Origin of the sequence: Agromyces sp. SYSU T00194 (assembly GCF_040496035.1) — a bacterium.
GTDB lineage: Bacteria > Actinomycetota > Actinomycetes > Actinomycetales > Microbacteriaceae > Agromyces > Agromyces chitinivorans.
The window spans coordinates 920,473-943,369 of sequence record NZ_JBEPJZ010000002.1 but is presented as its reverse complement, the minus strand read 5'-3'; the positions used below and the strand labels follow the sequence as shown (position 1 = coordinate 943,369).

Here is a 22,897-nt window from a genome sequence, read left to right as displayed (position 1 = left end):
CTTTAGGGTTGTAGTCTCGCCACATGGCAGGTTCAGACGAGCGGATGCACCCCGACGACCCGGCACGTATCCGCGCCCTCGCGCACCCCATCCGCCTCGCGCTCCTCGAGGTGCTCGGCGATGTGGTCGACGCGACCGCCACCGAGTGCGCCGAGCAGGTGGGGGAGTCGGTCGCGAGCGCGTCGTTCCACCTGCGGCAGCTCGAGAAGTACGGCTACATCGAGCGCGCCGAGCCGCGCGGGCGCGAGAAGCCCTGGCGGCTCGTGGCCCGTACGGTGCGGCATCCGGCGCCCACCCCCGACGTCGCCGACTCGATGGCGTCGGTGCTCGGCCTCGCCGGCATCGTCATCGACCGCCAGTACGCCCGCCTGCGCGAGTACATCGCCGTCGCCGAGCGCGGCGGCCTCGAGGGCGACTGGCTGGGCTCGTCGATGGTCGGCACGTCGAGCTTCTGGGCGACCCGCGACGAGCTGGCCGAGCTCGGCGAGAGCATCCTCGCCCTCCTCGAACCGCTCCAGGGCCGCATCGCCGACCCGACGCTGCGGCCCGAGGGTGCCCGGCTCGCGCGCATGTTCGCGACCCTCAACGCCGACCCCGACTCCGTGCCCACCGGGGCGCCGGGTGCGCCCGCCGACGAGACCGAGACCGACGAGACAGGAGCCCAGGCATGACCGCCGCGCCCGAGACCCAGGCGACGGATGCCCGGCGCCGCATGCCCGCCGCCTGGCAGCGCCGACCGTTCCGCCGCCTCGCCGGCGCGTGGGTGTTCAGCAACATCGGCGACAGCGCGTTGTTCCTGATGATGGCGGTCTGGGTGAACGACCTCACCGGCTCGGGCTCCGCCGCGGCGATCGTCTTCGTGATGTTCGGGCTCGCCGCGCTCAGCGCCCCGTTCCTCGGCGAGGTCGCCGACCGGTTCTCGCGCCGCAAGCTGCTCGTGCTCGCGAACGCCGCCATGGTGCCGCTGCTGCTCGTGCTGCTGTTCGTGCAGGAGGCATCCGATGTCTGGATCATCTACGTCGTCATGCTGCTCTACGGCTGCATCGGGTACCTCACGGCGGCCGCGCAGTCGGGGCTGATCCGCGACCTGCTGCCCGACGAGGAGCTCGCCTCGGGCAACGGCCTGCTCTCGACGATCGACCAGGCCGCGCGCCTGCTCTCGCCGCTCATCGGCACGGCGCTGTACGTCTTCGCCGGCCCCGTCTGGGTCGTCGGCACGACCATGGCGACGTTCGCCGTCGCGTCGGTGCTCATCGCCCGCATCGATCTGCAGGAGACCCCGCCGACGCCCGCCGCCGAGCGCAAGCGCTACTGGACCGAGCTCGGCGCGGGCGTGCGTCACATCGCCGCCTCGCCCATGCTCGCGGTCTTCACGATCGTGATCGCCGTGGCGTTCGCGGCGACCGGCCTGTCGAACGCGACCGTGTTCCCGGCGCTCGGCGGCCTCGGGCTCGACAGCGCATGGCTCGGCATCATCGTCACCGCGCAGGGCGTGGGCTCGCTCGTCGGCGGGCTCACCGCGGCGCGCGTCGTCGGCCGGCTGGGGGAGTCGCGCACCATCGCGCTCGGCGTCGCCATCGTCGGTCTCGGCCTGCTGCCGACCGCCGGCTGGTGGGCGTGGCTCGCGGTCGCCGCGATCCCGTTCGTCGGCCTCGGCGTCGTCTGGGTCATCGTCGCCTACGCGACCCACCGCCAGCGCACCACCCCCGCCCGCCTGCAGGGCCGCGTCGGCGCCGCCGCGAACCTCGCGATCAATGTGCCGCAGACCCTCGCGACGCTGCTCGGCGCCGCCCTGCTCGGCATCGTCGACTACCGGCTGCTCATCGTGGCGAACGTGCTCGTCGTGCTCGGCTCGGCGGTTGCGGCGGTGTGGCCGCGGCGGGTGCGGGCGGATGCCTTGGGGGTGGGCTCGACCGAAGTGGCCGACGCGCACTCGGTCGAAGCATCCCCAGCCACAGATCCGAGCGTCTGAAGCTCGGCAGAATGGCACGGTGCCTTCCACCTTCGTCATGACGACCGAGGCGCCGTACGGCGTCGAGGCGATGTTCGACATCTCGCTCGACATCGACGCGCATGTGTCGTCGATGGCGCAGTCGGGGGAACGTGCGGTCGCCGGGGTGACCACCGGGCAGATTGGCCTCGGCGAGACCGTGACCTGGCGGGCGCGTCACTTCGGCATCTGGTTCACCATGACGTCGGAGATCGCCGAGTTGGAGCGTCCGTCTCGGTTCGTCGACCGGCAGGTGCGGGGGCCGTTCCGGGCGTTCACGCACGTCCACGAGTTCGAGGCGTCCGGCACCGGAACGCGGATGACCGACCGCATCACGGTCGCGTCCCCGATCTTCGGCCGCCTCGCCGAGCGTCTGGTGCTCGTGCCCTACCTGCGCCGACTCATCGCGAAGCGGAACGCCCATCTGCTCGCGGCGCTGGCATGAGCATGACCGCCAATGTCGTTCTTGTCTCGCCCCGCTACGATCCGAACTACCTCGGAGGTAACAAGTGAGGTCCCGTCGCCCGAAGCTCGGCTCGGTCGTCCAGATCTCGCTGCCGGATGGCCGGTACGCGTACGGGCGGGTACTGAGGGACGGCGCGGTCGCGTTCTACCGCAGGACGTCCGACGAGCCCGGCGTGCCGCCGATCGGCGACCGTGACTACCAGTTCGTCGTCGGGGTCTCCAACGACACGCTTCGCTCCGACGACGTCCCGGTCGTGGGGTTCGACCCAGGCGTCAGCGAGGAGGATGAGTGGCCACCGCCGCAGGTGGTCAGGGACCCGATCGACGGCAGCGTGCAGCGCTACGAGCGTGGGGTCTTGCGGCCCGCAACGGAGGCGGAGGTGGCGGGACTCGAGCCGGTGGCGGCATGGGCCCTCGTGCACTTGCTGCCCCGCCTCGTCACAGGTGAGAATCCGTGGTTCCTGACGGACCCGGGAGATCAGTGATGGCGGCAGCTGGCCTGAGCGCAGGCGTACTGGCGCTCATTCAGAGAGTCGTCGAGCCGCTGGACGCGTCCGCAGCTCGGTCCCTTGTGCGTCAAGCGGAGTCGGCCCGTGTCATCCGGCTGTTGCCCACGATGGTGGACGTGGAAGTGCCGCCGTGCGCCGAACGGGTGAACCTTCCCGATGGTCCGGCCCCCGTCGAAGCATTTGTGCTGATCGGCGACGTCATCGTTGGTGAGGTGCTCCTCTGGCTGAGGGGCGGCAGGCTGATCGGCTTGGAGCAGGCGTGGTACACAGACGAGACGCCAAGAGTCTGGCCCGCCCCGACACATCTGCACGTTTCGCCCAAGTGATCCCGAAGGGCGCAGCAGCCACCAACTGCAATGGGTGCTGTGCGGCGAGCACGACCGCGCTCATGACCGTCGCGCGGCGGGGGCGGTAGGGGCCGTCGGATGCCTCGTAGCCGGCCAGCTCCGGGTGCTCGTCGCCTGTCGTCCGCGCGCCTGTGGAGCGGTTGATCGTGCAGCGGTGGGTCGTGGGAGGCTGCCGGGGTGGCATCCGCTCGGCTTGTTCTGCGTCGGTGGGTGGCTCGTGCGCTGACGGGGGTCGCGGTGGCGGTGGCGGTGCTGCTGGCCGCCCCGATGCTCGCCGTTGCCGACGAGGGCGGTCCTCGTGCCGTGTGCGACGGTTCGGAGGTGCCGATCGAGGAGGTCGGGCTCGGGGACGTGGTGTGGGCGTCGGATCCGGTGACGGGGGAGTCGGCGCCGCGTGAGGTGGTGCGGCTGATCACCGGTGACGGGGTGAAGGACCTGGTCACGGTCACCGTCGCGGACGAGGGCGGGGTGTCCGGGAGCGTGGTGGCCACGGCGGGGCATCCGTTCTGGGTGCCGGATGCCGGGGTGTGGGTCGCAGTTCACGTCGGGTGCGGGAGGAGAGTCGTCAGCGACGGCCGCGGGTCGATCCGCCCACTCTAGCTATCAGCTCGCGCTTGGATGGGGTGGGAATGGTGCTTGGTTCAACCGAGCCATTCCGGGAACTTCACTTCGGCCCGATGCAATCAATTGGACTCAGCGAATTGTCGCCGAGTTGAAGCCGTCGAACCCGTCGGCGATCTCAAGCGGCTGGAGGCAGGTAACAAGGTACAAGGACTACCTTGAGGAACTCACCGGTCAACCTTGGACCGCGCAACTGGACGTGTACTCCCCCTGATGAAGCCCGAAGCTGCAATTCGACTACTTGGCCAGACCCTCGCTGGGTTGGGCTTCACCGGACGCGGGCGCAACTTCCGGGTTGTCCATCCAGAGCTCGCTTGGCTTGTTCAACTCGAGCTCGTGCCAAGAACCTCGCGCGTGGGCGTGTCCATCGGGGTGTGTCCTGCGGCTCTCTCGCCTGACGGGTGGCCCGCGCGGGCCACTGAATGCCCGATCATCATTGATCCCGCAGGCGGCGGTGTGGACCTGCTCGGGCACGATCGATGGGATGCGTGGCGGGCACTTGATTGCGACAGCGGACTGCTCGACGACGAACGAAGGGCAGGGATCGTCGCCCTTGTCGAGGCGCTCGCTGGGGTGGCGGAAGGAATCGCGACACTTGCTGACCTTCGGGCGGCAGCCGCTGCGGGTCACCTGGACCAGTTCGTTCGCAAGGACGCGCGTACTCTCCTTGAAGATCCGACCTGATCGCGGGGACGTAGTGAGCCCGACGAAGGAATCCAGGACTCAGCTTCTGGGGTTCGTCGTACGAGTCACGGTGGTGGGTGTCGTCGCGGGTGTGACAGGAGTCGCCGTCTGGTGGGGATGGTTCGTCGCGGTGGGCATCTTCGGTGTCGCGACGTTGCCGGAGCAGGGTCTGATCCCAGCCGGAACGGGGCTGTTCGCATTCGTCCCTCTCGCACTCCTAGGAGTCTCCGGCCGCCCACTGCGGCGGCGAATACTTCCGACCGCGTCCGTGATCACCCTGCTCGTCGTGCTCGTGCTCTGTGCGGTCAGCCTCGGGGTGCCCATCGTGTGGTGGGTCGCGCTGCTGCAGGCGCTGATGATCTGCGCGTTCTTCGCCGGTGTCACCCTCGCGCTGGTCTTCTGGCAATCGGGACGTCGTAGTGCGGCGCTCGGCGCCGCGGCCGCGCTCTGTCTGGGGAGCGGCGCACTGGGAATCGCACTCGGCGCGCCGACCGCAGCTGTCGCGTTCTGGTTCGCCTCGACGGGTGGAGCGCTGATCGCACTCCTGCTCAGAGCAATTCGGTCGGTGCAACCCAGGAGCTCCGAGTGATCGTGAATCTGGGGGCACGTGCCGTCGCTGCGCTCGACGATGAGTCGTCCGCGCAACTCGGCCCTACCGATTGGGATGCAATGGGGCACCGATTCGACGAGTAACTCCTACTCAGGTCCGCACGCCCGGCGGCACGACCGCGCCCGACGGGATCAGGCCGAGGCTGCCGAGGTGGTGGGTGACGCCGCTGGTGGTGATCCAGTCGCATTGCCAGCCGGCGCCGGTCTCCTCGAAGAGGTCGAAGCGCACGTGGGAGGCGGCGGCGTCGGGCACGTAGGTCTCGACGTAGACGAAGCAGGCGCGCGCCGCGGTCGAGCGGGCGACCGACACGGCCGAGAGCACGAGCGGCAGCAGCATGGCGGCGAGCGCGACGAGCACGACCGCGCGCATGACCTTCGCGCGGCGGGGGCGGTAGGGGCCGTCGGATGCCTCGTAGCCGGCCAGCTCCGGATGCTCGTCGGTCATCGCCCCGCCTCCACCGCGATCGACACGACCCCGCCCGCAGCGGCGAGCAGCACGACCGCCGCAACGGCCAGCAGCGGCCAGGCCGAGGGCATGACGAGTCCGCCGTCGTGCGAGAGCTCGCGCGCCCGCACGACCCCGTAGGCCGCCGCCGCGGCGGCCGACGCGAAGAGCACGACGCCGAGCGCCGCGAGCACCGGCTGGTCGGAGACGAACCCCGAGCGCAGCACGAGCAGGGCGTTCACCGCGATCGCGAGCGCCGTGCGCCCCCACGCCAGGGCAGTGCGCTCGGGCTGGAGCCCGGGGTCACGACCCTGGTACGAGGGAACGGCGGCGCTCACGAGCGGCTCAGCCCAGCAGGATCATCACGGCGATGATCGCCGCGGCCAGCAGGGCGACGGCCGCGAGCAGGGGCACGGCGATGCTGTACGGCAGCGGGCGCTCGTGGCGCATCGCGATCTCGTTGGCCCGCCAGCGCACGTACGACAGGCCGCCGAGCGCCGCGGCGACCACCGCGAGCCCGACGGCGAGCACGACGACCAGCACGCGCGGCCCGATCGTCGACGCGAACTCGAACAGCAGCACGCCGCCGGCGAGCAGGGCGAGTGCCGTGCGTATCCACGCGAGGAACGTGCGCTCGTTGGCGAGCGTGAATCGGTAGTCCGGGTCGGTGCCCTCCGAGCGCCAGCGCGGTTGTGCCATGGGTCGTTCCGCCGTTTCCGGGTCGAGAGTTCCGGGCCTAGTGGCTCGGGCCGTCGGTCTCGATCTCGGTGCGGTCGCCCGACCAGAGCGTGTGGAAGATGCCGTCCTTGTCGACGCGCCGGTAGGTGTGCGCGCCGAAGAAGTCGCGCTGCCCCTGCACGAGTGCGGCCGGCAGGCGGTCGGCCCGCAGCCCGTCGTAGTAGGCGAGCGACGACGAGAACGCCGGCGAGGGGATGCCCGCCTGCGCGGCCGCCACGACCACGCGGCGCCACGCCTCCTGCGACTCGGTCAGCGCGTCGCGGAAGTACGGTGCGGTCAGCAGCGCCACGAGACCCGGGTCGGCGGCGTACGCGTCGGTGATGCGGTTGAGGAACTGGGCGCGGATGATGCATCCGCCCCGCCAGATCTTCGCGACCTCGCCCTTGTGGATGTCCCAGCCGTACTCCTCGGCCCCCGCGACGATCTCGTCGAAGCCCTGCGAGTAGGCGACGATCTTCGAGGCGAAGAGCGCCTTGCGCACGTCCTCGATGAAGGCGTCGGCGTCGTCGACGGTCCACGCCTCGGCGGGGCCGGGCAGGTCGGATGCCGCGGCGCGCTGTGCCGGCTTCGACGACAGCGACCGTGCGAACACGGCCTCCGCGATGCCCGACACGGGGATGCCCAGGTCGAGCGCGCTCTTCACGGTCCACGCGCCGGTGCCCTTCGCGCCCGCCTGGTCGAGGATGACGTCGACGAGCGGCTTGCCGGTCTCGGCGTCGACCTGGCGGAGCACCTCGGCGGTGATCTCGATGAGGTAGCTCTCGAGCTCGCCGCGGTTCCACTCGGCGAAGACCTCGGCGATCTCGGCCGGCGACTTGCCGGTGCCTCGGCGGATCAGGTCGTAGGCCTCGGCGATCAACTGCATGTCGGCGTACTCGATGCCGTTGTGGATCATCTTCACGAAGTGGCCGGCGCCGTCGGTGCCGATGTGCGTCACGCACGGCTCGCCCTCGGCGACCGCCGCGATCGACTTCAGAATGGGGCCGAGCGTCTGCCACGCCTCGGCCGAACCGCCGGGCATGATCGACGGGCCGAGCAGGGCGCCCTCCTCGCCGCCGGAGATGCCGGCGCCGACGAAGTTCAGACCGCGGTCGCGCAGCGCCTTCTCGCGGCGGATCGTGTCGGTGAACAGCGCGTTGCCGCCGTCGACGATGATGTCGCCCGGCTCGAAGCGGTCTGCCAGCTCGTTGATGACGGCATCCGTGCCGGCGCCCGCCTTGACCATGATGATCGCGGTGCGCGGCTTCTGGAGGGACGCGACGAAGTCGTCGATCTCCTCGGACGCGATGAACCCCGCCTCGGGGTGCTCGCTGATGAGCGTCTCGGTCTTCGACCACGTGCGGTTGAACACGGCGACCGTGTTGCCCTCGCGGCTGGCCAGGTTGCGGGCCAGGTTCGAGCCCATCACCGCCAGTCCGACGACGCCGATGTTCGCAGTTGACTCTGTTGCTGCCACGTTCCGTGACTCCCTCGTGTGAATCCGCCCTCGAATCGATACGCACCCCAGCGTAGTGTTCCCGGGCGCAAGCCCCGAGTTCGGAGACGTCGCGCGACGGCTGGTAGAGTGGGCGATTGGACTTCGGCGAGGGATGCCTCGCGGCCGGTGCTTCGCCGGCTCGCGGCATCCGTGATCGACGCGGTGGATGTGGCTTTCGGTCATTCCTCACGCTGACGAGCGTTCGAGTTGAACAACACAAGACCTGGGGCGACACGTCCCGATGAGGAGAAGAGACAGCCATGGCTGACGACAACAAGCTGAGCGCAGAGCTCCGCACCCAGTTCGGCAAGGGTGCGGCCCGCAAGATCCGCGCCGCCGACAAGATCCCCGCCGTGCTCTACGGCCACGGCACCGACCCGCAGCACCTCACGCTGCCCGGTCACGAGACCGCGCTCATCGTGCGCAAGGCCAACGCCGTGCTCACGCTCGACATCGAGGGCGGCACGCAGCTCGCCCTGGTGAAGGACGTGCAGCGCGACCCGGTGCGCCAGCTCATCGAGCACCTCGACCTCATCGTCGTGAAGAAGGGCGAGAAGGTCCACGTCGAGGTGCCCGTGCACCTCGAGGGCGAGCCCGCCGCGGGCCTCATCGCCGACCTCGACGCGCACACGCTCGAGCTCGAGGTCGAGGCGACCCACATCCCCGAGAACGTCGTCGTGTCGGTCGAGGGCCTCGAGGACGGCTCGCAGATCCACGCCTCCGACGTGAAGCTCCCCAAGGGCGCGTCGCTGCTCACCGACGGCGAGGTGCTCGTCGTGCACGTGCACGAGCCGCAGAAGGTCGACCTGGGCGAGGAGCCCGCCGAGGCTGCTGCCGAGGAGCCGGCCGAGGCTGCTGCCGAGGAGTCGGCCGAGGCCGCCGAGTAGGCATTCGCTTCGTCGGGGCCCGCACCGCCCCCGGGTACGCTCGGGGTGTCGGTGCGGGCCCTGCTCGTTTCCAGGGGCGATTCGGCGAGCGGATGCCCCTGAGCCGGCCGGTCGCTCGGGTCGACCCGTCGACTGCGTCGGCGCCCGTCGGGCGCCGACGTGCCGGTCGCGGCTGGACGCCGCATCCGCTCTACCATTCACTTGAGACCGCAGGAGGGCGCATGGGCCTGTTCGATCGCCTGCGCCGCCGAGAGGACCCCGCAGTGGCCGCGAACACCTGGCTCGTCGTGGGCCTCGGCAACCCCGGATCCCAGTACGCCGGCAACCGCCACAACGTCGGCCAGATGGTCGCCGACGAGCTCGCGGGCCGCATCGGCGCGACCTTCCGCTCGCACCGCACACCGTCGCGCGTCGCGGAGGGCTTCGTGCGCCCCGGCGGAGCGAAGCTCATCATCGCCAAGCCCAACAGCTACATGAACACGTCGGGCGGCCCCGTGTCGGCGCTCGTGAAGTTCGCGTCGGTGCCCGCCGACCGGGTGATCGTCGTGCACGACGAGCTCGACATCCCGTTCGACACGGTTCGGTTGAAGCGCGGTGGCGGACACGGCGGCCACAACGGCCTGCGCGACATCGCCAAGGCGCTCTCGACGCCCGACTTCGTGCGCGTGCGCGTGGGCATCGGGCGTCCGCCCGGCCGCCAGGACCCGGCCGACTTCGTGCTGCGCGACTTCGCCGGCGCCGAGCGCCAGGCACTGCCCTCGCTGCTGTCGGATGCCGCGGATGCCGTCGAGGCGATCGTCGACGACGGCCTCGTGGCGGCGCAGCAGCGCTTCCACTCGCCGGCGTAGGCGCGCCGCGCGCGTCCGCCCGCGTCCGTCACGGTCGCCCGCCGTCGCGCCCGCCCCTCACGCCCGCCTCTCGCGCCCCCCCCATTTCGGTCTGAGGGCCGTTCCTCGCGCTGAGGGCGATTCCTTTCGCCCTCAGCCCAAGATTTGGCCCTCAGGCGGTGGAGCATGCCCGCCCGTCACGCTCGCCAGCGACCGCCCTCCGTGCCCCCATTTCGGTCTGAGGGCCGTTCCTTGGTCTGAGGGCCAAAGCTTCAGCACTCGGGCCAAGATTCGGCTCTCGGGCGGGTGCGCGAGCGGACGACGGAGCGCGCGGAGCGCGCCAGCGGCTCAGATCAGGCCGCGGAGGAACTCCTCGGGGGTGATGCCCGCGGCGCGGGCGCGCTCGGTGAGGCGCGTGTGCTCCTCGGTCGTGAGCTCGAGCTGCAGCGTGCGCCAGTCGGCCTCGGGCTCGTCGAAGTCGAAGAGGGCGGCGTCGTCGTCGGCGCGGTCGGGGCGAGCGGATGCCGCGGGGCCGCGCGCGGACGTCGACGCCGGGGTCGCGCTGGAACGCGCCTTTGTCGCGGCTGGGGTCGCGCCCGCGGGCGCTGTCGACGCAGAGGTCGCGCTGGCACGCGCCGTCGTCGCGGCAGGGGTCGGACCTGCGGGCGCCGGCTGCGCGTCAGCGTCGGCGGGCGTCGGCTCAGGGGCATCCGTCGCGGTCTCGGGGGCGTCGGGCTCAGGGGCATCCGTCGCCGCATTCGAGGCGTCGCCTTCGGAGGCATCCGTCACGCAGGCGTTCGACCAGCCCGGACCCGTGGGCACCTCGGTCTTGCGCTGGTACGCGGTGGCGGCGGCGCGCGCCCGGTCGTCGGCGGCCTCGTTGAGGTCGTGGCCGGTGTGGCCGCGCACCCACTCGAAGCGGGCGTTGCGGCCGGCGAACTCGGCGTCGAGTGCCTGCATGATCTCGAGGTTGAGCACGGGGGAGCCGTCGCGCTTGCGCCAGCCCTTGCGCTTCCAGCCGGGCATCCACTTGGTGATCGCGTCGATGACGTAACGGCTGTCGCAGTGGATCACGAGCTCGTCGTCGAGGTGCGCCGTCGCGCGCAGCAGCTCGAGCACCGCCGTCAGCTCGCCCTGGTTGTTGGTGCCGTGCGGCCAGCCGCCCGCGGCCCAGCAGCCGTCGTCGACGTACCAGGCCCACCCGGCGGGGCCGGGGTTGCCGAGTGCGGATCCGTCGGCGGCGGCGATGATCATGCGGGTCCTTCCTCGGGCGTGCGGGGCGGCGACCATGCTATCCACAGGCGCCCTTCGAGTTCTCCACTGTTCGAACAAAGTTTCGAATGTTGGGTCGATCTCTGCCAGAATAGAGGCATGTCGAACCCGCTCGCAGTGCTCGCGTCGCACGTCGATGCGCTGGGTGGCGAGTGGCTCGGGGCGCTGCCTGCGGGCGGTGGGGTGCGCGGTGACCTGCAGTCCGAGGTCGAGCGCATGAGCGACGCCGGGCTGGTGCGGGTGACGGATGCGGTGGCGCAGGTGCGTCGCGATACCGAAGCGCTGCTCGCGCGGGTCGCCGACGAGGTGGCGCGGCGGTCGCGGTCGGAGTTCGGGTCGGAGGGGCTGGCGAAACAGCAGGGGTTCCACAACCCGGCGCGGCTGGTGGCGTCGTCGACCGGCGGGTCGACCGGTGATGCCATGCGGCTGCTCAGCGTCGGCGCGGCGACGCGCGAGCGCGAGTCGTTCTCAGGCGAGCGGATGCCCGCGAAGCACCCCTCCGTCGCCGCGGCCGTGGGTGCCGGGTCGATCAGCCTCGACGCGGCGTCCGCGATCACGTCGATGCTCGAGCGGGTGGCGCTGCGCGCCGACCCCGAGGCGATGCGCGGGGTCGAGGAGACGCTCGTCTCGCACGCGGCATCGTTGCCGCTGGCGATGCTGCAGCGGGCGATCCGGCAGGCCGAGGCGATGCTCGACGTCGATGGGGTGGCGCCCCGCGAGGAGGAACTGCGCCAGCAGCGCGGCATCACGCTGCGCGAGGGACGCGACGGCATGGTGCACGTGTCAGGTCGGCTCGACCCCGAGACCGCCGCACCCGTGAAGGCCGCGCTCGAGTCGCTCGTGAGCGATGCCCTGCGCCGGCGGCCCGACGCACCCATCGAAGATCTCCGCACGATCCCGCAGCTGCAGGCCGATGCGCTCGCCGACCTCGCCCGGCACTGCCTGGGCTGCCGCGACACGCTTCCACCGCTCGCGAAGACGACCGCCGTGGTGCGCGTCGACCTCGAGACCCTCCGCGAGGGGCTCGGCGTTGCGACAATCGACGGCATCGACCAGCCGGTCTCGGCCGCGACGGCCCGGCGCATGGCGGCCGACGCCGAGCTCATCCCCGCCGTGCTCGGCGGCGACAGCGTGCCGCTCGACCTGGGTCGTGCCGCACGCCTCTTCACGAAGGAGCAGCGCCTCGCGCTCGGCGAACGCGACGGCGGCTGCGCCAGTTGCGGCCAGAACATCAGCTACGTCGAGGCCCACCACATCCGCTGGTGGGAGCGCGACGCCGGCCCGACCGACCTCGACAACGGCGTGCTCCTCTGCAGCTTCTGTCACCACCGCGTCCACGACGACGGCTGGACCATCACCGTGCGCGACGGCAATGTCTGGTTCATCCCACCCCCGCACGTCGACCCCACCCGAGCTCCACGCCTCGGCGGCCGCGCCCGCTTCGAGGTGCGCATCGACGCGGCCGCGTAGCCGCGCGGGTGTACCTACCCGGTGCTCGGGTGACCTGGCGACCGGCGACCCGGTGTCCCGGTGGCACGCAGCGACCCCGGCTGCCGGGCCCGAGTGACCGCGGACCAGGCCGCCCCGACCCGGCGACGGCCGTCACTCGCGTACTCAGCCGCTTGCCCTCAGCCTCCATGTCTGCAGCCCCGCGTAGACTTGCCCGGTGATCCTCCAGGGCTTTCTCACGGCGCTTTCGCGCGCCTCCACGTTCGACGAAGCCCTCGCGCAGGCAACGCGCAGCGCCGACTTCTCGGCGCTCCCGGGGCTCGACGCACCGCTCATCGCGGGACTCCTGAGCCGCCGCATCGAGGCCGACGAACCGCCCGCCCTGCTGCTCATCGCACCTACCAGCCGCGAGGCCGAATCGCTCCGCGGCGCCCTCGCCCCCTACCTGCCCGACGACACCGAACTCCTCGAGTTCCCCGCCTGGGAGACGCTCCCGCACGAACGCCTGAGCCCCAGCGCCGAGACCGTCGGCCGACGCCTCCACGCTATCCGCCGCATGCGCGAGTGGACGGAATCCGAACGCCCGCGGCATCCGCTCATCGTCACCGCCTCGGTGCGCGCAGCCCTCCAGCCCGTCGCCGACAACCTCGCGGCGCTCGAACCCATCCGCCTCCGCGCCGGGTCCCGCGGCCACGACCTCGCCCGCATCAGCGAACAGCTCGTCGACCTCGCCTACTCGCGCGTCGACATGGTCGCCCGCCGCGGTGAGTTCGCCGTGCGCGGCGGCATCCTCGACGTGTTCCCGCCCACCGCCGACCACCCCCTGCGCATCGAGTTCTTCGGCGACGAGGTCGAACAGCTCCGCGCCTTCTCGGTCGCCGACCAGCGCTCCCTCGCAGAGCCCATCGACGAGGCCGTGCTCGCCCCCAGCCGCGAACTGCTGCTCACCCCGCCGGTGCGCCAGCGCGCCCGCGAGATGGTGCACGAGTTCCCCGGCCTCGCCGGCATGCTCGAGAAGGTCGCCGAGGGCATCCCCGTCGAGGGCATGGAATCGCTCGCCCCTGCGCTCCTCGAACGCCTCGTGCCGATCACGCACTACCTACCCGAAGGCGCCGCCGTCGCCGTCATCTCACCCGAACGCGTCGAGAGCCGCGCCGTCAGCCTCGCCGAGACGAACCAGGAGTTCCTCTCCGCCGCCTGGAGCGCCGCCACCGCCGGCGCGGCCGCACCCATCGACCTCGCCTCCGGCGACTTCCTCTCCGTCGCCGAACTCCGCGAGGACGCCCTCTTCAGCGCCCCCGGCGAACCCGACCCCGGCCGCGTCTGGTGGACCTTCACCGCCTTCGACATGGGCGATGCCGTCGACGTCGTCGGCGACGCCGGCACGGGTGCAGGGCGAGCGGATGCCTCCGGCAGCGCAGGCCCCTCGAACACGAACGCGACCACGGCCGGCGGGTTCGCGACCACGGGTGGCGGGTCGAGCGTCTCCGCCGCGGCGAGCGCCGGCCCCGCAGCATCCGCCGCCCCGCCCTCCTCCGCCTCGACCCCCGGCTCCGCCCTGCGCGTCGTCGCCACCCCCGTCCCGAGCTTCCACGGCAACGTCGACGGCGCCGTCGCGCACGTCGCCGCACGCCTCCGCGACGGCTGGAGCCTCGTCATCGCCGCCGCCGGATCCGGCCTCGTCGAACGCGCCCGCGACGTGCTCGCCGAGCACGAGCTCGCCGGCCGCATCGTCGACGCCGTGCCCGCCGACCCCGAACTCGGCGTCGCGTACCTCGTGCAGGCCGAGGCATCCACCGGCTTCGACCTGCCCGACGCGAAGCTGGGCCTCATCTCCGAGGCCGAGTTCTACGGCCGCGCCGCCGGCTACGACGCCCGCCAGGGCAAGAAGCTCGCCAGCCGCCGCCGCAACGTCGTCGACCCGCTCCAGCTGAAGCCCGGCGACCACGTCGTGCACCAGACCCACGGCATCGGCCGCTTCGTCGAGATGGTGCAGCGCGAGGTCGCCGCCGGCGCCCGGCCAACCGGCCCCAGTCGCACCGCGGGCGTGCAGCAGGCGCCGACCATCGTGCGCGAGTATCTCGTGCTCGAGTACGCACCCAGCAAGCGCGGTCAGGCCGGCGACCGACTGTACGTGCCGACCGACCAGCTCGACCTGCTCAGCCGCTACGTCGGCGGCGAGGCGCCGTCGCTCAGCAAGATGGGCGGCAGTGACTGGGCGCAGGCCAAGGGCAAGGCCCGCCGCGCCGTGCGCGACATCGCCGTCGAACTCGTGAAGCTCTACTCCGCCCGCATGGCGGCGAAGGGCCACGCGTTCGGCCCCGACACCCCGTGGCAGCACGAGCTCGAGGAGGCGTTCCCGTACGCCGAGACGCCCGACCAGCTGCAGACCATCGACGAGGTCAAGGCCGACATGGAGCGGCCCATCCCCATGGACCGCCTGCTCGCCGGCGACGTCGGCTTCGGCAAGACCGAGGTGGCCGTGCGCGCCGCGTTCAAGGCGATCCAGGACGGCACGCAGGTCGCCATGCTCGTGCCCACGACCCTGCTCGTGAAGCAGCACCTCGAGACGTTCCAGGAGCGGTTCGCCGGATTCCCCGTGCATGTGCGCGCCCTCAGCCGGTTCCAGACCGACAAGGAGGCCAAGGAGGCGATCGCGGGCCTCGCCGACGGCAGCGTGGACATGGTCATCGGCACCCACCGCCTGCTCACCGAGAAGATCGTGTTCAAGAACCTCGGGCTGCTCGTCATCGACGAGGAGCAGCGCTTCGGCGTCGAGCACAAGGACCGCATCAAGCAGCTGAAGACCAACGTCGACATCCTCGCGATGAGCGCCACGCCCATTCCGCGCACGCTCGAGATGGCGGTCACGGGCATCCGCGAGATGTCGACGCTCGCGACGGCGCCGGAGGACCGGCATCCGATCCTCACCTTCGTCGGCCCGTACTCCGACAAGCAGGTGGGCGCCGCGATCCGCCGCGAGATGCTGCGCGAGGGGCAGGTGTTCTTCGTGCACAACCGCGTCTCGTCGATCAACCGCGTCGCCGCCCAGCTCGCCGAGCTCGTGCCCGAGGCGCGCATCGCCGTCGCCCACGGCCAGCTCAACGAGCACGTGCTCGAGCAGATCGTCGTCGACTTCTGGGAGCGCAAGTTCGACGTGCTCGTCTCGACGACCATCATCGAGACCGGCCTCGACATCTCGAACGCGAACACGATCATCATCGACCGCGCCGACAAGTACGGCCTCAGCCAGCTGCACCAGCTGCGCGGCCGCGTCGGCCGCAGCCGCGAGCGCGCCTACGCGTACTTCCTCTACGACGAGCAGAAGCCGCTCAGCGAGACCGCCCACGACCGCCTCTCGACGATCGCCGCGAACAACGAGCTCGGCAGCGGCATGCAGGTCGCGCTGAAGGACCTCGAGATCCGCGGCGCGGGCAACCTGCTCGGCGCCGAGCAGGCCGGGCACATCGCCGGCGTCGGCTTCGACCTGTACCTGCGCATGATCGGCGAGGCGGTGTCGGCGTTCCGCGGCGACGTCGCCGAGGGGCAGACCGAGCTGCGGCTCGAGCTGCCGGTCGACGCGCACATCCCCGACGCGTACGTCGACAGCGAGCGCCTGCGCCTCGAGGCGTACCAGAAGCTCTCGGCCGCGAGCGGACCGAACGCGAAGGACGACCAGATCGACCTCGTGGTCGAGGAGCTCTCCGACCGCTATGGCACCCCGCCCGAGGAGGTCGCGAACCTCGTGCTCGTCTCGCGCCTGCGTCGCCGGGCCCAGCGCGCCGGCATCGGCGAACTGGTCGCGACCGGCTCGAAGCTGCGCATCGGCCCGGCGCGCCTGCCCGACTCGAAGCTCGTGCGCATGCAGCGCCTCTACCCGGGCGCGAAGCACTTCCCGCAGAACGACGTGATCCTCGTGCCGCTGCCGGTGAAGCACGGCGAACCGCTGCAGGACGCCGCCCTCATCGCCTGGGTCGGCGACCTCATCGGCGCGCTCTACCCCGAGCCCGAGCCCGCGGCGGCGGCGCAGGCCTGAGCGGATGCCCCGGGCCGCGCGCCGAACCTGTGGCGCGCAGTCGCGTGGGCGCCCGAAAGCCGCGCGGGTGCGCAGACGCGCGGACGCGTGGGCGCGCGGACGCGTGGGCGCGCGTACCGCGGTGGCGCGCCCGCGGTGGCGCGCCCGCGGTGGCGCGCCCGCGCGGACGTAGGCACGCCACGACCTACGGAACCATCAGTGACAGGTCCACCGACGCGAGCGACGCACCGCGAGCACCGAGACGACGGATGCCCCGGAGCCGGCGCCGCCCCCCGCGCGCGCCGCCCCGAGGCATCCGGAACCTAGCGCTTCGGCGTCTCGGGCCCGTCGATCTCGCCCTCGAACTCGGGACCCTCGCCGACGATGACGCTCGGCGCCTCGCCGACCGTCTCCTCGTGCTTCGGCGCCTGCGCGGCCTTCTTGTACCGCGCCGACAGCAGCGACACGATGACCGCCGACATCAGGATCGCGACGCCCGACCCGAGCAGCACCGCGAGCACGCCCTCGTTGCGCACGAGCACGTCGCTGCGGAACGCCAGCTCGTTCATGAGCAGCGCCACCGTGAAGCCGATGCCGCCGAGCGCGCCCACGCCGATGAGGTCGCTGAACGTGAGCGGTTTCGATTCGGCGTTGCGATGCGTGAGCAGCCCGCCGAAGAAGCCGGCGAGCGTGATGCCGACGATCTTGCCGAACGGCAGTGCGACCGCGATGCCCCAGAACGCGGGGCTGAGCTCGCTCGGGCTGACCTCGGGGAACGGCACCATCGCGGCCGTGAGGGCGAACAGCGGCAGGATCACGCCGTTCGACCACGGCTCGACGATGTGCGCGACGCGGCCGCCGGGGCGACGCGCGATCACGAAGCCGAGCAGCACGCCGGCGATCGTGGCGTGCACGCCCGACAGGTAGACGAAGTACCAGGTGAGCGCCGCGAGCACGATGAGCGCGAGCGTGATGGGCACCTGCGGCCGGCGGGCGAGGATCCAGCGCGAGCGCGGGTTCATGAACCGGCTGAGCCCGGCGAACGCGACGAGCGCGATCGCGGCGAAGCCGAGGTAGTCGAGCCGCACGTCGGCGGTGAAGAAGAAGGCGATGATGAGGATCGCGACCAGGTCGTCGAGCACCGCCAACGCGAGCAGGAACACGCGCACGCGGGTCGGGATCCAGCGGCCGAACAGCGCGAGCACGCCGAGCGCGAAAGCGATGTCGGTCGCGGTCGGCACGGGCCAGCCGTTGACGAGCTCCGGGGTGCCCGCCGCGAACGCGAGGTAGACGCCCGCGGGCACGAGCACGCCGCCGAGGGCGGCGATCGTCGGGAGGGCGGCCTTCCGCACCGAGTTCAGTTCGCCGAGCACCAACTCGCGCTTCAGCTCCACAGCCACGACGAAGAAGAAGATCGCGAGCAGGCCGTCGGCGATCCAGTGCTCGGCCGAGAGGTCGAGCCCGATCCACGGCATGTCGATGTGCGCCTCGATGAGGTGCAGCGCCTGCTCGCCGACCGGCGAGTTCGCGATCACGAGGCCGAGCACGGCGGCGGAGAGCAGCAGCAGGGCGGCGTTGCGCTCGGAGCGGAGGAAGGTCATGAAGGCCTTTCGTCGGGGAGGGAAGCTGCATCGCTGGCGGCGCGACGCCGAGGGAATCACGACGCGCACGCCGGCCGACCAGACTTCCCGGCACACCTGCGCGACAGTCTAACGTCGCGCCCGGACGCGTGACGGGGCAGCGCTGCACGCGCTCCTGCGTGTACTCGCCCCCGCGTGCATGCGCGTGTGCGTCTGCGCGAACGTGCGTGCGCGTGTGCGGCGCCCGGGCCCGCGTGATGTGATGGGCGCATGGGCGACGCGCAGGCGCAACAGCAGGAGACCCTCGACGACTACCGCGGCCTCGACGGGCTCGTGCGGCTCACCGCACGCCTCCGCGGGCCGGGCGGATGCCCCTGGGACGCCGACCAGACCCACGAGTCGCTCGTGCAGTACCTCGTCGAGGAGTCGTGGGAGCTGATCGACGCGATCGAGGCGGGCGACCGCGCCGAGCTCATCGAGGAGCTCGGCGACGTGCTCTACCAGGTGCTCTTCCACGCCGACCTCGCCGCGCACGATCCCGACGAGGGCTTCGACATCGACGACGTCGCCGACCACATGAGCGCCAAGATGATCTCGCGCCACCCGCACGTGTTCGGCGACCGGCAGGCGGAGTCGGCCGACGACGTGGTCGGCTTCTGGGACGACCTGAAGGCCGAGGAGAAGCCGCACCGCACCAGCGTGCTCGACGGCATCCCGCGCGGCATGCCCGCCCTCGCACGCGCCGACAAGGTGCTCGGCCGTGCCGGTCGCGTCGGCGTGGCGCCCGCAGGCGCAGGGGAGGGGCGGGCGGATGCCTCCGGCGAACCCGGCCCGGACCCCATCCCCGCGCCGGCCGACGCATCCGACGTCGTCCCCGGCGCAGCGCCCGACGTCGCGCCCGCCGACGAGACCGCGCTCGGCGACCAACTCCTCGCGATCGTCGCTCGGGCCCGCGCCGACGGGCTCGACGCCGAACGCGCACTGCGCGCCGCGACGCGCCGCCTCGAGGACGACGTGCGCGCCGCCGAAGCCGCGTCGGCCTAGCGGCATCCGCCCCCCGCCCCTCGCGGCCCCGGCCGCCCAGCCCCTCGCGGCCCCGGCCGCCCAGCCCCTCGCGGCCCCGGCCGCCCCGCTCCTGGAGCCGCGGCGTGGCAGACCGCCGGCCGTCACGCGCACGCCGCCATCGCCTGCGACTGGAAGAATGGCCGTCATGCCGAAGACCGTGACGCCCCCGCGCGGAATGCGCGACTTCCTCCCCGCCGAGAAGGCGCGCCGCGAGCGCGCGCTCGCCGTGATCCGGGAGACGTACCGCGTGCACGGGTTCGACGAGATCGAGACCCCGGTCGTCGAGGACTCCGACCGCCTGCACGCCGGCCTCGGCGGCGACAACGAGAAGCTCGCCTTCGCGGTCATGAAGCGCGGCCTCACCGCCGACGACCTGGCCGCCGCGGCGGCATCCGGCGACAGCCTCGCCCTCGCCGACCTCGGCCTGCGGTTCGACCTCACGGTGCCGCTCGCCCGCTTCTACGCGTCGAACCGCGGCGCGCTGCCGCCCGTGTTCCGCGCGGTGCAGGTCGCCCCGGTGTGGCGCGCCGAGCGCCCGCAGAAGGGCCGGTACCGCCAGTTCATGCAGTGCGACATCGACATCATCGGCGAGGCCGGCCCGGTCGCCGAGCTCGAGCTGCTGCAGGCGACGCTCGCGACCCTCGATGCGCTGGGGCTCGCGGGCTGCCGCATCCGCCTGAACGACCGCCGCATCCTGCAGGGGCTGCTCGGCAGCTGGGGCGTCGACGACCCGGGGCTGCGCGAGCGCGCGCTGATCACGCTCGACAAGCTCGACAAGATCGGCGCGACCGGAGTCGCCGACGAGCTCGCCACGATCGGCATCGACCGGCCCGGCATCGTCGCGGAGATCGAGGCGCTCGCCGCGGCCGACTGGAGCGTCGTCGACGACGGCGCGCCCGCGTGGCTCGACGCGGAGGCGTTCGGCGAGCTGCGTGCGCTGCGCGACGCGCTGCCCGGCGCATCCGTCGACTTCGACCCCACGCTGGTGCGCGGCATGGGCTACTACACCGGCACGATCTTCGAGATCGCGCACCCCGACCACGGCTACTCGCTCGGCGGCGGCGGACGCTACGACCACATGATCGGCCGGTTCCTCGGCCAGGAGGTGCCCGCCTGCGGCTTCTCGATTGGGTTCGAGCGCATCGTCGACCTCGTCGAGCTCGGCGGCGACGGCGCGCACGACGACGTCGTGCTCGTGCACGACCGCGACATCGACCCGGCGGTGCTCGTGGGGCTCAAGGCGCAGCTCGTGGCCGCGGGGTCGCGCGTGCGCCTGGAGCGGCGCGTGAAGAACACCCGGGCGCTGCTCGAACGGGTCGCCGCCGACGGGTTCGCCCGGTTCGCGTTCGTGAACGCAGGGGTGACGGATGCCGCGGAGCTGGAGTTCCGCCCGCTCGACTGACCTCGCTCGGCGCGGGCCGGGCGAATCGTGGGATCCTCGGACCGTGACGGCGATCGGGGATGCGGAGGCGGGTGCTCCCGACGGTGCCCGCCCGCTCGTGACCGTCGTCCTCACGCTCCACAACCGCGGGCACTACGTCGCGCAGACGCTCGGGTCGGTGCTCGCGCAGACGTACGAGCGGTTCGAGGTGATCGTGATCGACGACGGCTCGGTGGACGACGGGCCCGACGTGGTGCGCGGATTCCTCGGCGATTCCCGGGTGTCACTGGCGCTGAAGGCCCACACCGGCGTCGCCGGCAATCGGAACGCCGGAGCCGCGCTCGCCTCGCCGGAGGCGACCCACTTGATCTTCCTGGACGACGACGACGCATGGTCGGAGGGGGTGCTCGCGACCCTGGTCGACACGTTGGCGTCGCACCCGGCCGCCGTCGGGGCCTTCACGCGTGCCGAGCTGATCGATGCCGAGGGTGCGCCCGTGCGTCCCGGGCTCTTCCGACGGCAGATGCGCGGGCGCGAACGCATGGCCGATCCCGGCGGCCCCGAGCTCGGCGCCGAGCGGGGCCTGGAGCACGTGTTCCTCGCCCTTCCCGTGGTGCCGATGAGTTGCCTCATGGTCCGACGCGACGCATTCGCCCGCACCGGCGGATTCGACCCGAGCTACCCGGTCGGCAGCGACTGGGACTTCATCTCGCGGCTCGCGCGACTCGGTCCGCTGCGCCTCGTCGACCGCCCGCTGGTCGCCTACCGGCGGCACGGGTCGAACCTCTCGAACGACGACGCGCTCGCCGTGCGCACGATCCGCCGCGTCTGGTCGACGACGTACCACTCGCCGGCGAACACGCCGGAGCAGGCCGCCGCGCTCGCGGCCATCTGGCGTGCGCACCAGCAGCGGCGGTCCGCCGAGAAGTTCGCCGACGGTCGACGACTCCTCCGCCGGGGGCGCCCCGTCGCCGGCATCCTGCGCATCGCGGATGCCGTCGGGCATCGACTGCTCCTCCGGCCGTTGCGGAGCTGGCGCGCCCCCGTGGCATCCGCACCCCGCTCGCTCGGCGAGACGCCGGTCACCCTCGAGCGGGCGCCGTGAGCCGAGGTCCGGCCGTCCGGCGCGACTTGGGTTCGTCGCCGGGCCCGTCACTAGACTCGGGAACGCGGACCACGATGGGGTCGTCCGGGACACCACCACCACGTAAGGAGAGATCGTGGCATTCATCGAAGCAGTAGGCGCCCGCGAGATTCTGGATTCGCGCGGCAACCCGACGGTCGAGGTCGAGGTGCTGCTCGACGACGGCTCGCTCGCCCGCGCCGCGGTGCCCTCGGGCGCGTCCACCGGCGCATTCGAGGCGTACGAGCTGCGCGACGGCGATTCCGACCGCTACCTCGGCAAGGGCGTGCAGAAGGCCGTCGAGTCGGTGCTCGACGTGCTCGGCCCGGCCATCGAAGACCTCGAGGCCAGCGACCAGCGCGTGGTCGACGCCGCGCTCGTCGACGCCGACGGCACCGAGAACAAGAGCCGCCTCGGCGCGAACGCCATCCTCGGCGTGAGCCTCGCCACGGCGAAGGCCGCGGCCGACTCGGCCGACCTGCCGCTGTTCCGCTACCTCGGCGGACCCAACGCCCACACGCTGCCCGTGCCGATGATGAACGTCATCAACGGCGGCGCGCACGCCGACACCGGCGTCGACATCCAGGAGTTCATGCTCCTGCCGATCGGTGCCGAGTCGTTCTCCGAGGCGCTGCGCTGGGGCGCCGAGTCGTACCACGCGCTGAAGAGCCTGCTGAAGTCGAAGGGCCTCTCCACCGGCCTCGGCGACGAGGGCGGGTTCGCCCCCGACCTCGCCAGCAACGCCGCCGCGCTCGACCTCATCTCCGAGGCGATCGGGAAGGCCGGCTTCACCGTCGGCTCCGACATCGCGCTCGGCCTCGACGTCGCGTCGACCGAGTTCTTCGACGACGGCACCTACACGTTCGAGGGCAAGGCCCGCAGCGCCGACGAGATGGTCGCGTACTACGAGGAGCTGCTCGCGAACTACCCGCTGGTCTCCATCGAGGACCCTCTGGCCGAGGACGACTGGGAGGGCTACGCGTCCCTCACCGCCCAGGTCGGCAGCAAGGTGCAGCTGGTCGGCGACGACTTCTTCGTCACCAACCCGTCGCGTCTCGCCAAGGGCATCTCGATGTCGGCCGCGAACTCGATCCTGGTGAAGGTGAACCAGATCGGCACGCTCACCGAGACGCTCGACGCGGTCGCCCTCGCCCAGCGCAGCGGCTACACCGCCGTGCTCTCGCACCGTTCGGGCGAGACCGAGGACACGACGATCGCCGACCTCGCCGTCGCCACCGACTGCGGCCAGATCAAGACGGGCGCGCCGGCCCGGAGCGAGCGGGTCGCCAAGTACAATCAACTCCTGAGGATCGAAGAGGAGCTCGGCGAGGCCGCGGTGTACGCGGGCCGCGCGGCGTTCCCCCGCTTCTCCGCCTGACGCACGGGGGTCGGGGGGGCCGCGGGGCCGCCCCG

At 71.8% G+C, this 22,897-nt stretch carries 23 protein-coding genes; 17 read left to right on the top strand and 6 right to left on the bottom strand.

Annotated elements, in window-relative coordinates:
• Positions 1-23: 23 nt before the first annotated feature.
• The 9 genes from ABZK10_RS17165 to ABZK10_RS17125 all read left to right on the top strand — a co-directional run bounded on the left by ABZK10_RS17165 (position 24) and on the right by ABZK10_RS17125 (position 5,205).
• Positions 24-671 carry an ArsR/SmtB family transcription factor gene (locus ABZK10_RS17165; protein WP_353810500.1) on the top strand — a complete coding sequence of 216 codons (648 nt, stop codon included), beginning with the start codon at positions 24-26 and terminating at the stop codon, positions 669-671.
• Positions 668-1,972, top strand: a complete 1,305-nt coding sequence (locus ABZK10_RS17160) for an MFS transporter (protein ID WP_353810499.1) — start codon at positions 668-670, stop codon at positions 1,970-1,972. The genes ABZK10_RS17165 and ABZK10_RS17160 overlap by 4 nt, the downstream gene beginning before the upstream one ends.
• A 19-nt stretch (positions 1,973-1,991) precedes the next feature.
• Positions 1,992-2,435, top strand: a complete 444-nt coding sequence (locus tag ABZK10_RS17155) for an SRPBCC family protein (RefSeq protein ID WP_436408541.1) — start codon at positions 1,992-1,994, stop codon at positions 2,433-2,435.
• Between the two features lie 64 nt (positions 2,436-2,499).
• A complete protein-coding gene (locus tag ABZK10_RS17150; RefSeq protein ID WP_353810498.1) occupies positions 2,500-2,940 on the top strand; it encodes an Imm26 family immunity protein in 441 nt (146 codons plus the stop codon).
• Positions 2,940-3,290, top strand: a complete 351-nt coding sequence (locus ABZK10_RS17145) for a hypothetical protein (RefSeq protein ID WP_353810497.1) — start codon at positions 2,940-2,942, stop codon at positions 3,288-3,290. The genes ABZK10_RS17150 and ABZK10_RS17145 overlap by 1 nt, the downstream gene beginning before the upstream one ends.
• Before the next feature lie 231 nt (positions 3,291-3,521).
• Positions 3,522-3,911, top strand: a complete 390-nt coding sequence (locus tag ABZK10_RS17140; protein ID WP_353810572.1) for a Hint domain-containing protein — start codon at positions 3,522-3,524, stop codon at positions 3,909-3,911.
• Positions 3,829-4,146, top strand: a complete 318-nt coding sequence (locus ABZK10_RS17135; protein ID WP_353810496.1) for a hypothetical protein — start codon at positions 3,829-3,831, stop codon at positions 4,144-4,146. The genes ABZK10_RS17140 and ABZK10_RS17135 overlap by 83 nt, the downstream gene beginning before the upstream one ends.
• A gap of 140 nt (positions 4,147-4,286) precedes the next feature.
• Complete coding sequence (locus ABZK10_RS17130) at positions 4,287-4,616, top strand: hypothetical protein (RefSeq protein WP_353810495.1); 330 nt, start codon at positions 4,287-4,289, stop codon at positions 4,614-4,616.
• A 268-nt stretch (positions 4,617-4,884) separates the two neighbouring features.
• On the top strand, positions 4,885-5,205 hold the full coding sequence (locus ABZK10_RS17125) for a hypothetical protein (RefSeq protein ID WP_353810494.1): 321 nt from the start codon (positions 4,885-4,887) through the stop codon (positions 5,203-5,205).
• Between the two features lie 111 nt (positions 5,206-5,316).
• Here ABZK10_RS17125 and ABZK10_RS17120 read toward each other — a convergent pair whose 3' ends face one another.
• Genes ABZK10_RS17120 through gnd form a run of 4 tightly spaced genes read right to left on the bottom strand, consistent with a single transcriptional unit; the run spans position 5,317 to position 7,864 of the window.
• Positions 5,317-5,670, bottom strand: coding sequence for a hypothetical protein (locus ABZK10_RS17120; protein ID WP_353810493.1), 354 nt, complete (start codon positions 5,668-5,670; stop codon positions 5,317-5,319).
• Positions 5,667-6,008: a DUF202 domain-containing protein gene (locus tag ABZK10_RS17115; protein WP_353810492.1), complete on the bottom strand. Its 342-nt coding sequence runs from the start codon at positions 6,006-6,008 to the stop codon at positions 5,667-5,669. The genes ABZK10_RS17120 and ABZK10_RS17115 overlap by 4 nt, the downstream gene beginning before the upstream one ends.
• A gap of 7 nt (positions 6,009-6,015) precedes the next feature.
• Positions 6,016-6,369, bottom strand: coding sequence for a YidH family protein (locus tag ABZK10_RS17110; protein WP_353810491.1), 354 nt, complete (start codon positions 6,367-6,369; stop codon positions 6,016-6,018).
• Positions 6,370-6,406: 37 nt separating this feature from the next.
• Positions 6,407-7,864, bottom strand: a complete 1,458-nt coding sequence (gene gnd, locus ABZK10_RS17105) for an NADP-dependent phosphogluconate dehydrogenase (RefSeq protein WP_353810489.1) — start codon at positions 7,862-7,864, stop codon at positions 6,407-6,409.
• A gap of 281 nt (positions 7,865-8,145) precedes the next feature.
• Between gnd and ABZK10_RS17100 the strand changes: the two genes are divergently transcribed.
• A complete protein-coding gene (locus ABZK10_RS17100; protein ID WP_353810488.1) occupies positions 8,146-8,772 on the top strand; it encodes a 50S ribosomal protein L25/general stress protein Ctc in 627 nt (208 codons plus the stop codon).
• A gap of 221 nt (positions 8,773-8,993) precedes the next feature.
• Positions 8,994-9,620 (top strand): aminoacyl-tRNA hydrolase, encoded by a 627-nt coding sequence (gene pth / locus ABZK10_RS17095; RefSeq protein ID WP_353810487.1) that lies wholly within the window; start codon positions 8,994-8,996, stop codon positions 9,618-9,620.
• 327 nt (positions 9,621-9,947) lie between these two features.
• Here pth and ABZK10_RS17090 read toward each other — a convergent pair whose 3' ends face one another.
• Entirely contained in the window at positions 9,948-10,853 is a 906-nt protein-coding gene (locus tag ABZK10_RS17090) for a ribonuclease H family protein (RefSeq protein WP_353810486.1), read from the bottom strand.
• 117 nt (positions 10,854-10,970) lie between these two features.
• Here ABZK10_RS17090 and ABZK10_RS17085 point away from each other — a divergent pair, with 117 nt between their 5' ends.
• Together ABZK10_RS17085 and mfd are read left to right on the top strand one after the other, a co-directional pair.
• The gene (locus ABZK10_RS17085) at positions 10,971-12,341 is read left to right on the top strand and encodes an HNH endonuclease signature motif containing protein (protein WP_353810485.1); all 1,371 of its coding nucleotides are present in this window, start codon (positions 10,971-10,973) and stop codon (positions 12,339-12,341) included.
• Between the two features lie 196 nt (positions 12,342-12,537).
• Positions 12,538-16,356 carry a transcription-repair coupling factor gene (gene mfd / locus ABZK10_RS17080; protein ID WP_353810484.1) on the top strand — a complete coding sequence of 1,273 codons (3,819 nt, stop codon included), beginning with the start codon at positions 12,538-12,540 and terminating at the stop codon, positions 16,354-16,356.
• A gap of 302 nt (positions 16,357-16,658) precedes the next feature.
• Here mfd and nhaA read toward each other — a convergent pair whose 3' ends face one another.
• The gene (nhaA, locus tag ABZK10_RS17075) at positions 16,659-17,936 is read right to left on the bottom strand and encodes a Na+/H+ antiporter NhaA (protein WP_353810483.1); all 1,278 of its coding nucleotides are present in this window, start codon (positions 17,934-17,936) and stop codon (positions 16,659-16,661) included.
• 249 nt (positions 17,937-18,185) lie between these two features.
• Here nhaA and ABZK10_RS17070 point away from each other — a divergent pair, with 249 nt between their 5' ends.
• The 4 genes from ABZK10_RS17070 to eno all read left to right on the top strand — a co-directional run bounded on the left by ABZK10_RS17070 (position 18,186) and on the right by eno (position 22,862).
• Positions 18,186-18,959, top strand: coding sequence for a MazG family protein (locus tag ABZK10_RS17070; protein WP_353810482.1), 774 nt, complete (start codon positions 18,186-18,188; stop codon positions 18,957-18,959).
• A gap of 166 nt (positions 18,960-19,125) precedes the next feature.
• Positions 19,126-20,382 carry a histidine--tRNA ligase gene (gene hisS / locus ABZK10_RS17065; protein ID WP_353810481.1) on the top strand — a complete coding sequence of 419 codons (1,257 nt, stop codon included), beginning with the start codon at positions 19,126-19,128 and terminating at the stop codon, positions 20,380-20,382.
• A 43-nt stretch (positions 20,383-20,425) separates the two neighbouring features.
• On the top strand, positions 20,426-21,466 hold the full coding sequence (locus tag ABZK10_RS17060; RefSeq protein WP_353810480.1) for a glycosyltransferase family 2 protein: 1,041 nt from the start codon (positions 20,426-20,428) through the stop codon (positions 21,464-21,466).
• Between the two features lie 115 nt (positions 21,467-21,581).
• Positions 21,582-22,862: a phosphopyruvate hydratase gene (eno, locus tag ABZK10_RS17055; RefSeq protein ID WP_353810479.1), complete on the top strand. Its 1,281-nt coding sequence runs from the start codon at positions 21,582-21,584 to the stop codon at positions 22,860-22,862.
• Positions 22,863-22,897: the final 35 nt, after the last annotated feature.

What these genes read in the sequence shown, in the direction of transcription:
- nhaA (WP_353810483.1), bottom strand. Translation starts at nt 17,936, where the DNA reads ATGACCTTCCTCCGCTCCGAGCGCAACGCCGCCCTGCTGCTGCTCTCC.
- ABZK10_RS17160 (WP_353810499.1), top strand. Translation starts at nt 668, where the DNA reads ATGACCGCCGCGCCCGAGACCCAGGCGACGGATGCCCGGCGCCGCATG.
- ABZK10_RS17110 (WP_353810491.1), bottom strand. Translation starts at nt 6,369, where the DNA reads ATGGCACAACCGCGCTGGCGCTCGGAGGGCACCGACCCGGACTACCGA.
- hisS (WP_353810481.1), top strand. Translation starts at nt 19,126, where the DNA reads ATGCCGAAGACCGTGACGCCCCCGCGCGGAATGCGCGACTTCCTCCCC.
- ABZK10_RS17090 (WP_353810486.1), bottom strand. Translation starts at nt 10,853, where the DNA reads ATGATCATCGCCGCCGCCGACGGATCCGCACTCGGCAACCCCGGCCCC.
- ABZK10_RS17100 (WP_353810488.1), top strand. Translation starts at nt 8,146, where the DNA reads ATGGCTGACGACAACAAGCTGAGCGCAGAGCTCCGCACCCAGTTCGGC.
- ABZK10_RS17085 (WP_353810485.1), top strand. Translation starts at nt 10,971, where the DNA reads ATGTCGAACCCGCTCGCAGTGCTCGCGTCGCACGTCGATGCGCTGGGT.
- pth (WP_353810487.1), top strand. Translation starts at nt 8,994, where the DNA reads ATGGGCCTGTTCGATCGCCTGCGCCGCCGAGAGGACCCCGCAGTGGCC.
- ABZK10_RS17145 (WP_353810497.1), top strand. Translation starts at nt 2,940, where the DNA reads ATGGCGGCAGCTGGCCTGAGCGCAGGCGTACTGGCGCTCATTCAGAGA.
- ABZK10_RS17165 (WP_353810500.1), top strand. Translation starts at nt 24, where the DNA reads ATGGCAGGTTCAGACGAGCGGATGCACCCCGACGACCCGGCACGTATC.
- ABZK10_RS17135 (WP_353810496.1), top strand. Translation starts at nt 3,829, where the DNA reads ATGCCGGGGTGTGGGTCGCAGTTCACGTCGGGTGCGGGAGGAGAGTCG.
- ABZK10_RS17120 (WP_353810493.1), bottom strand. Translation starts at nt 5,670, where the DNA reads ATGACCGACGAGCATCCGGAGCTGGCCGGCTACGAGGCATCCGACGGC.
- ABZK10_RS17070 (WP_353810482.1), top strand. Translation starts at nt 18,186, where the DNA reads ATGGGCGACGCGCAGGCGCAACAGCAGGAGACCCTCGACGACTACCGC.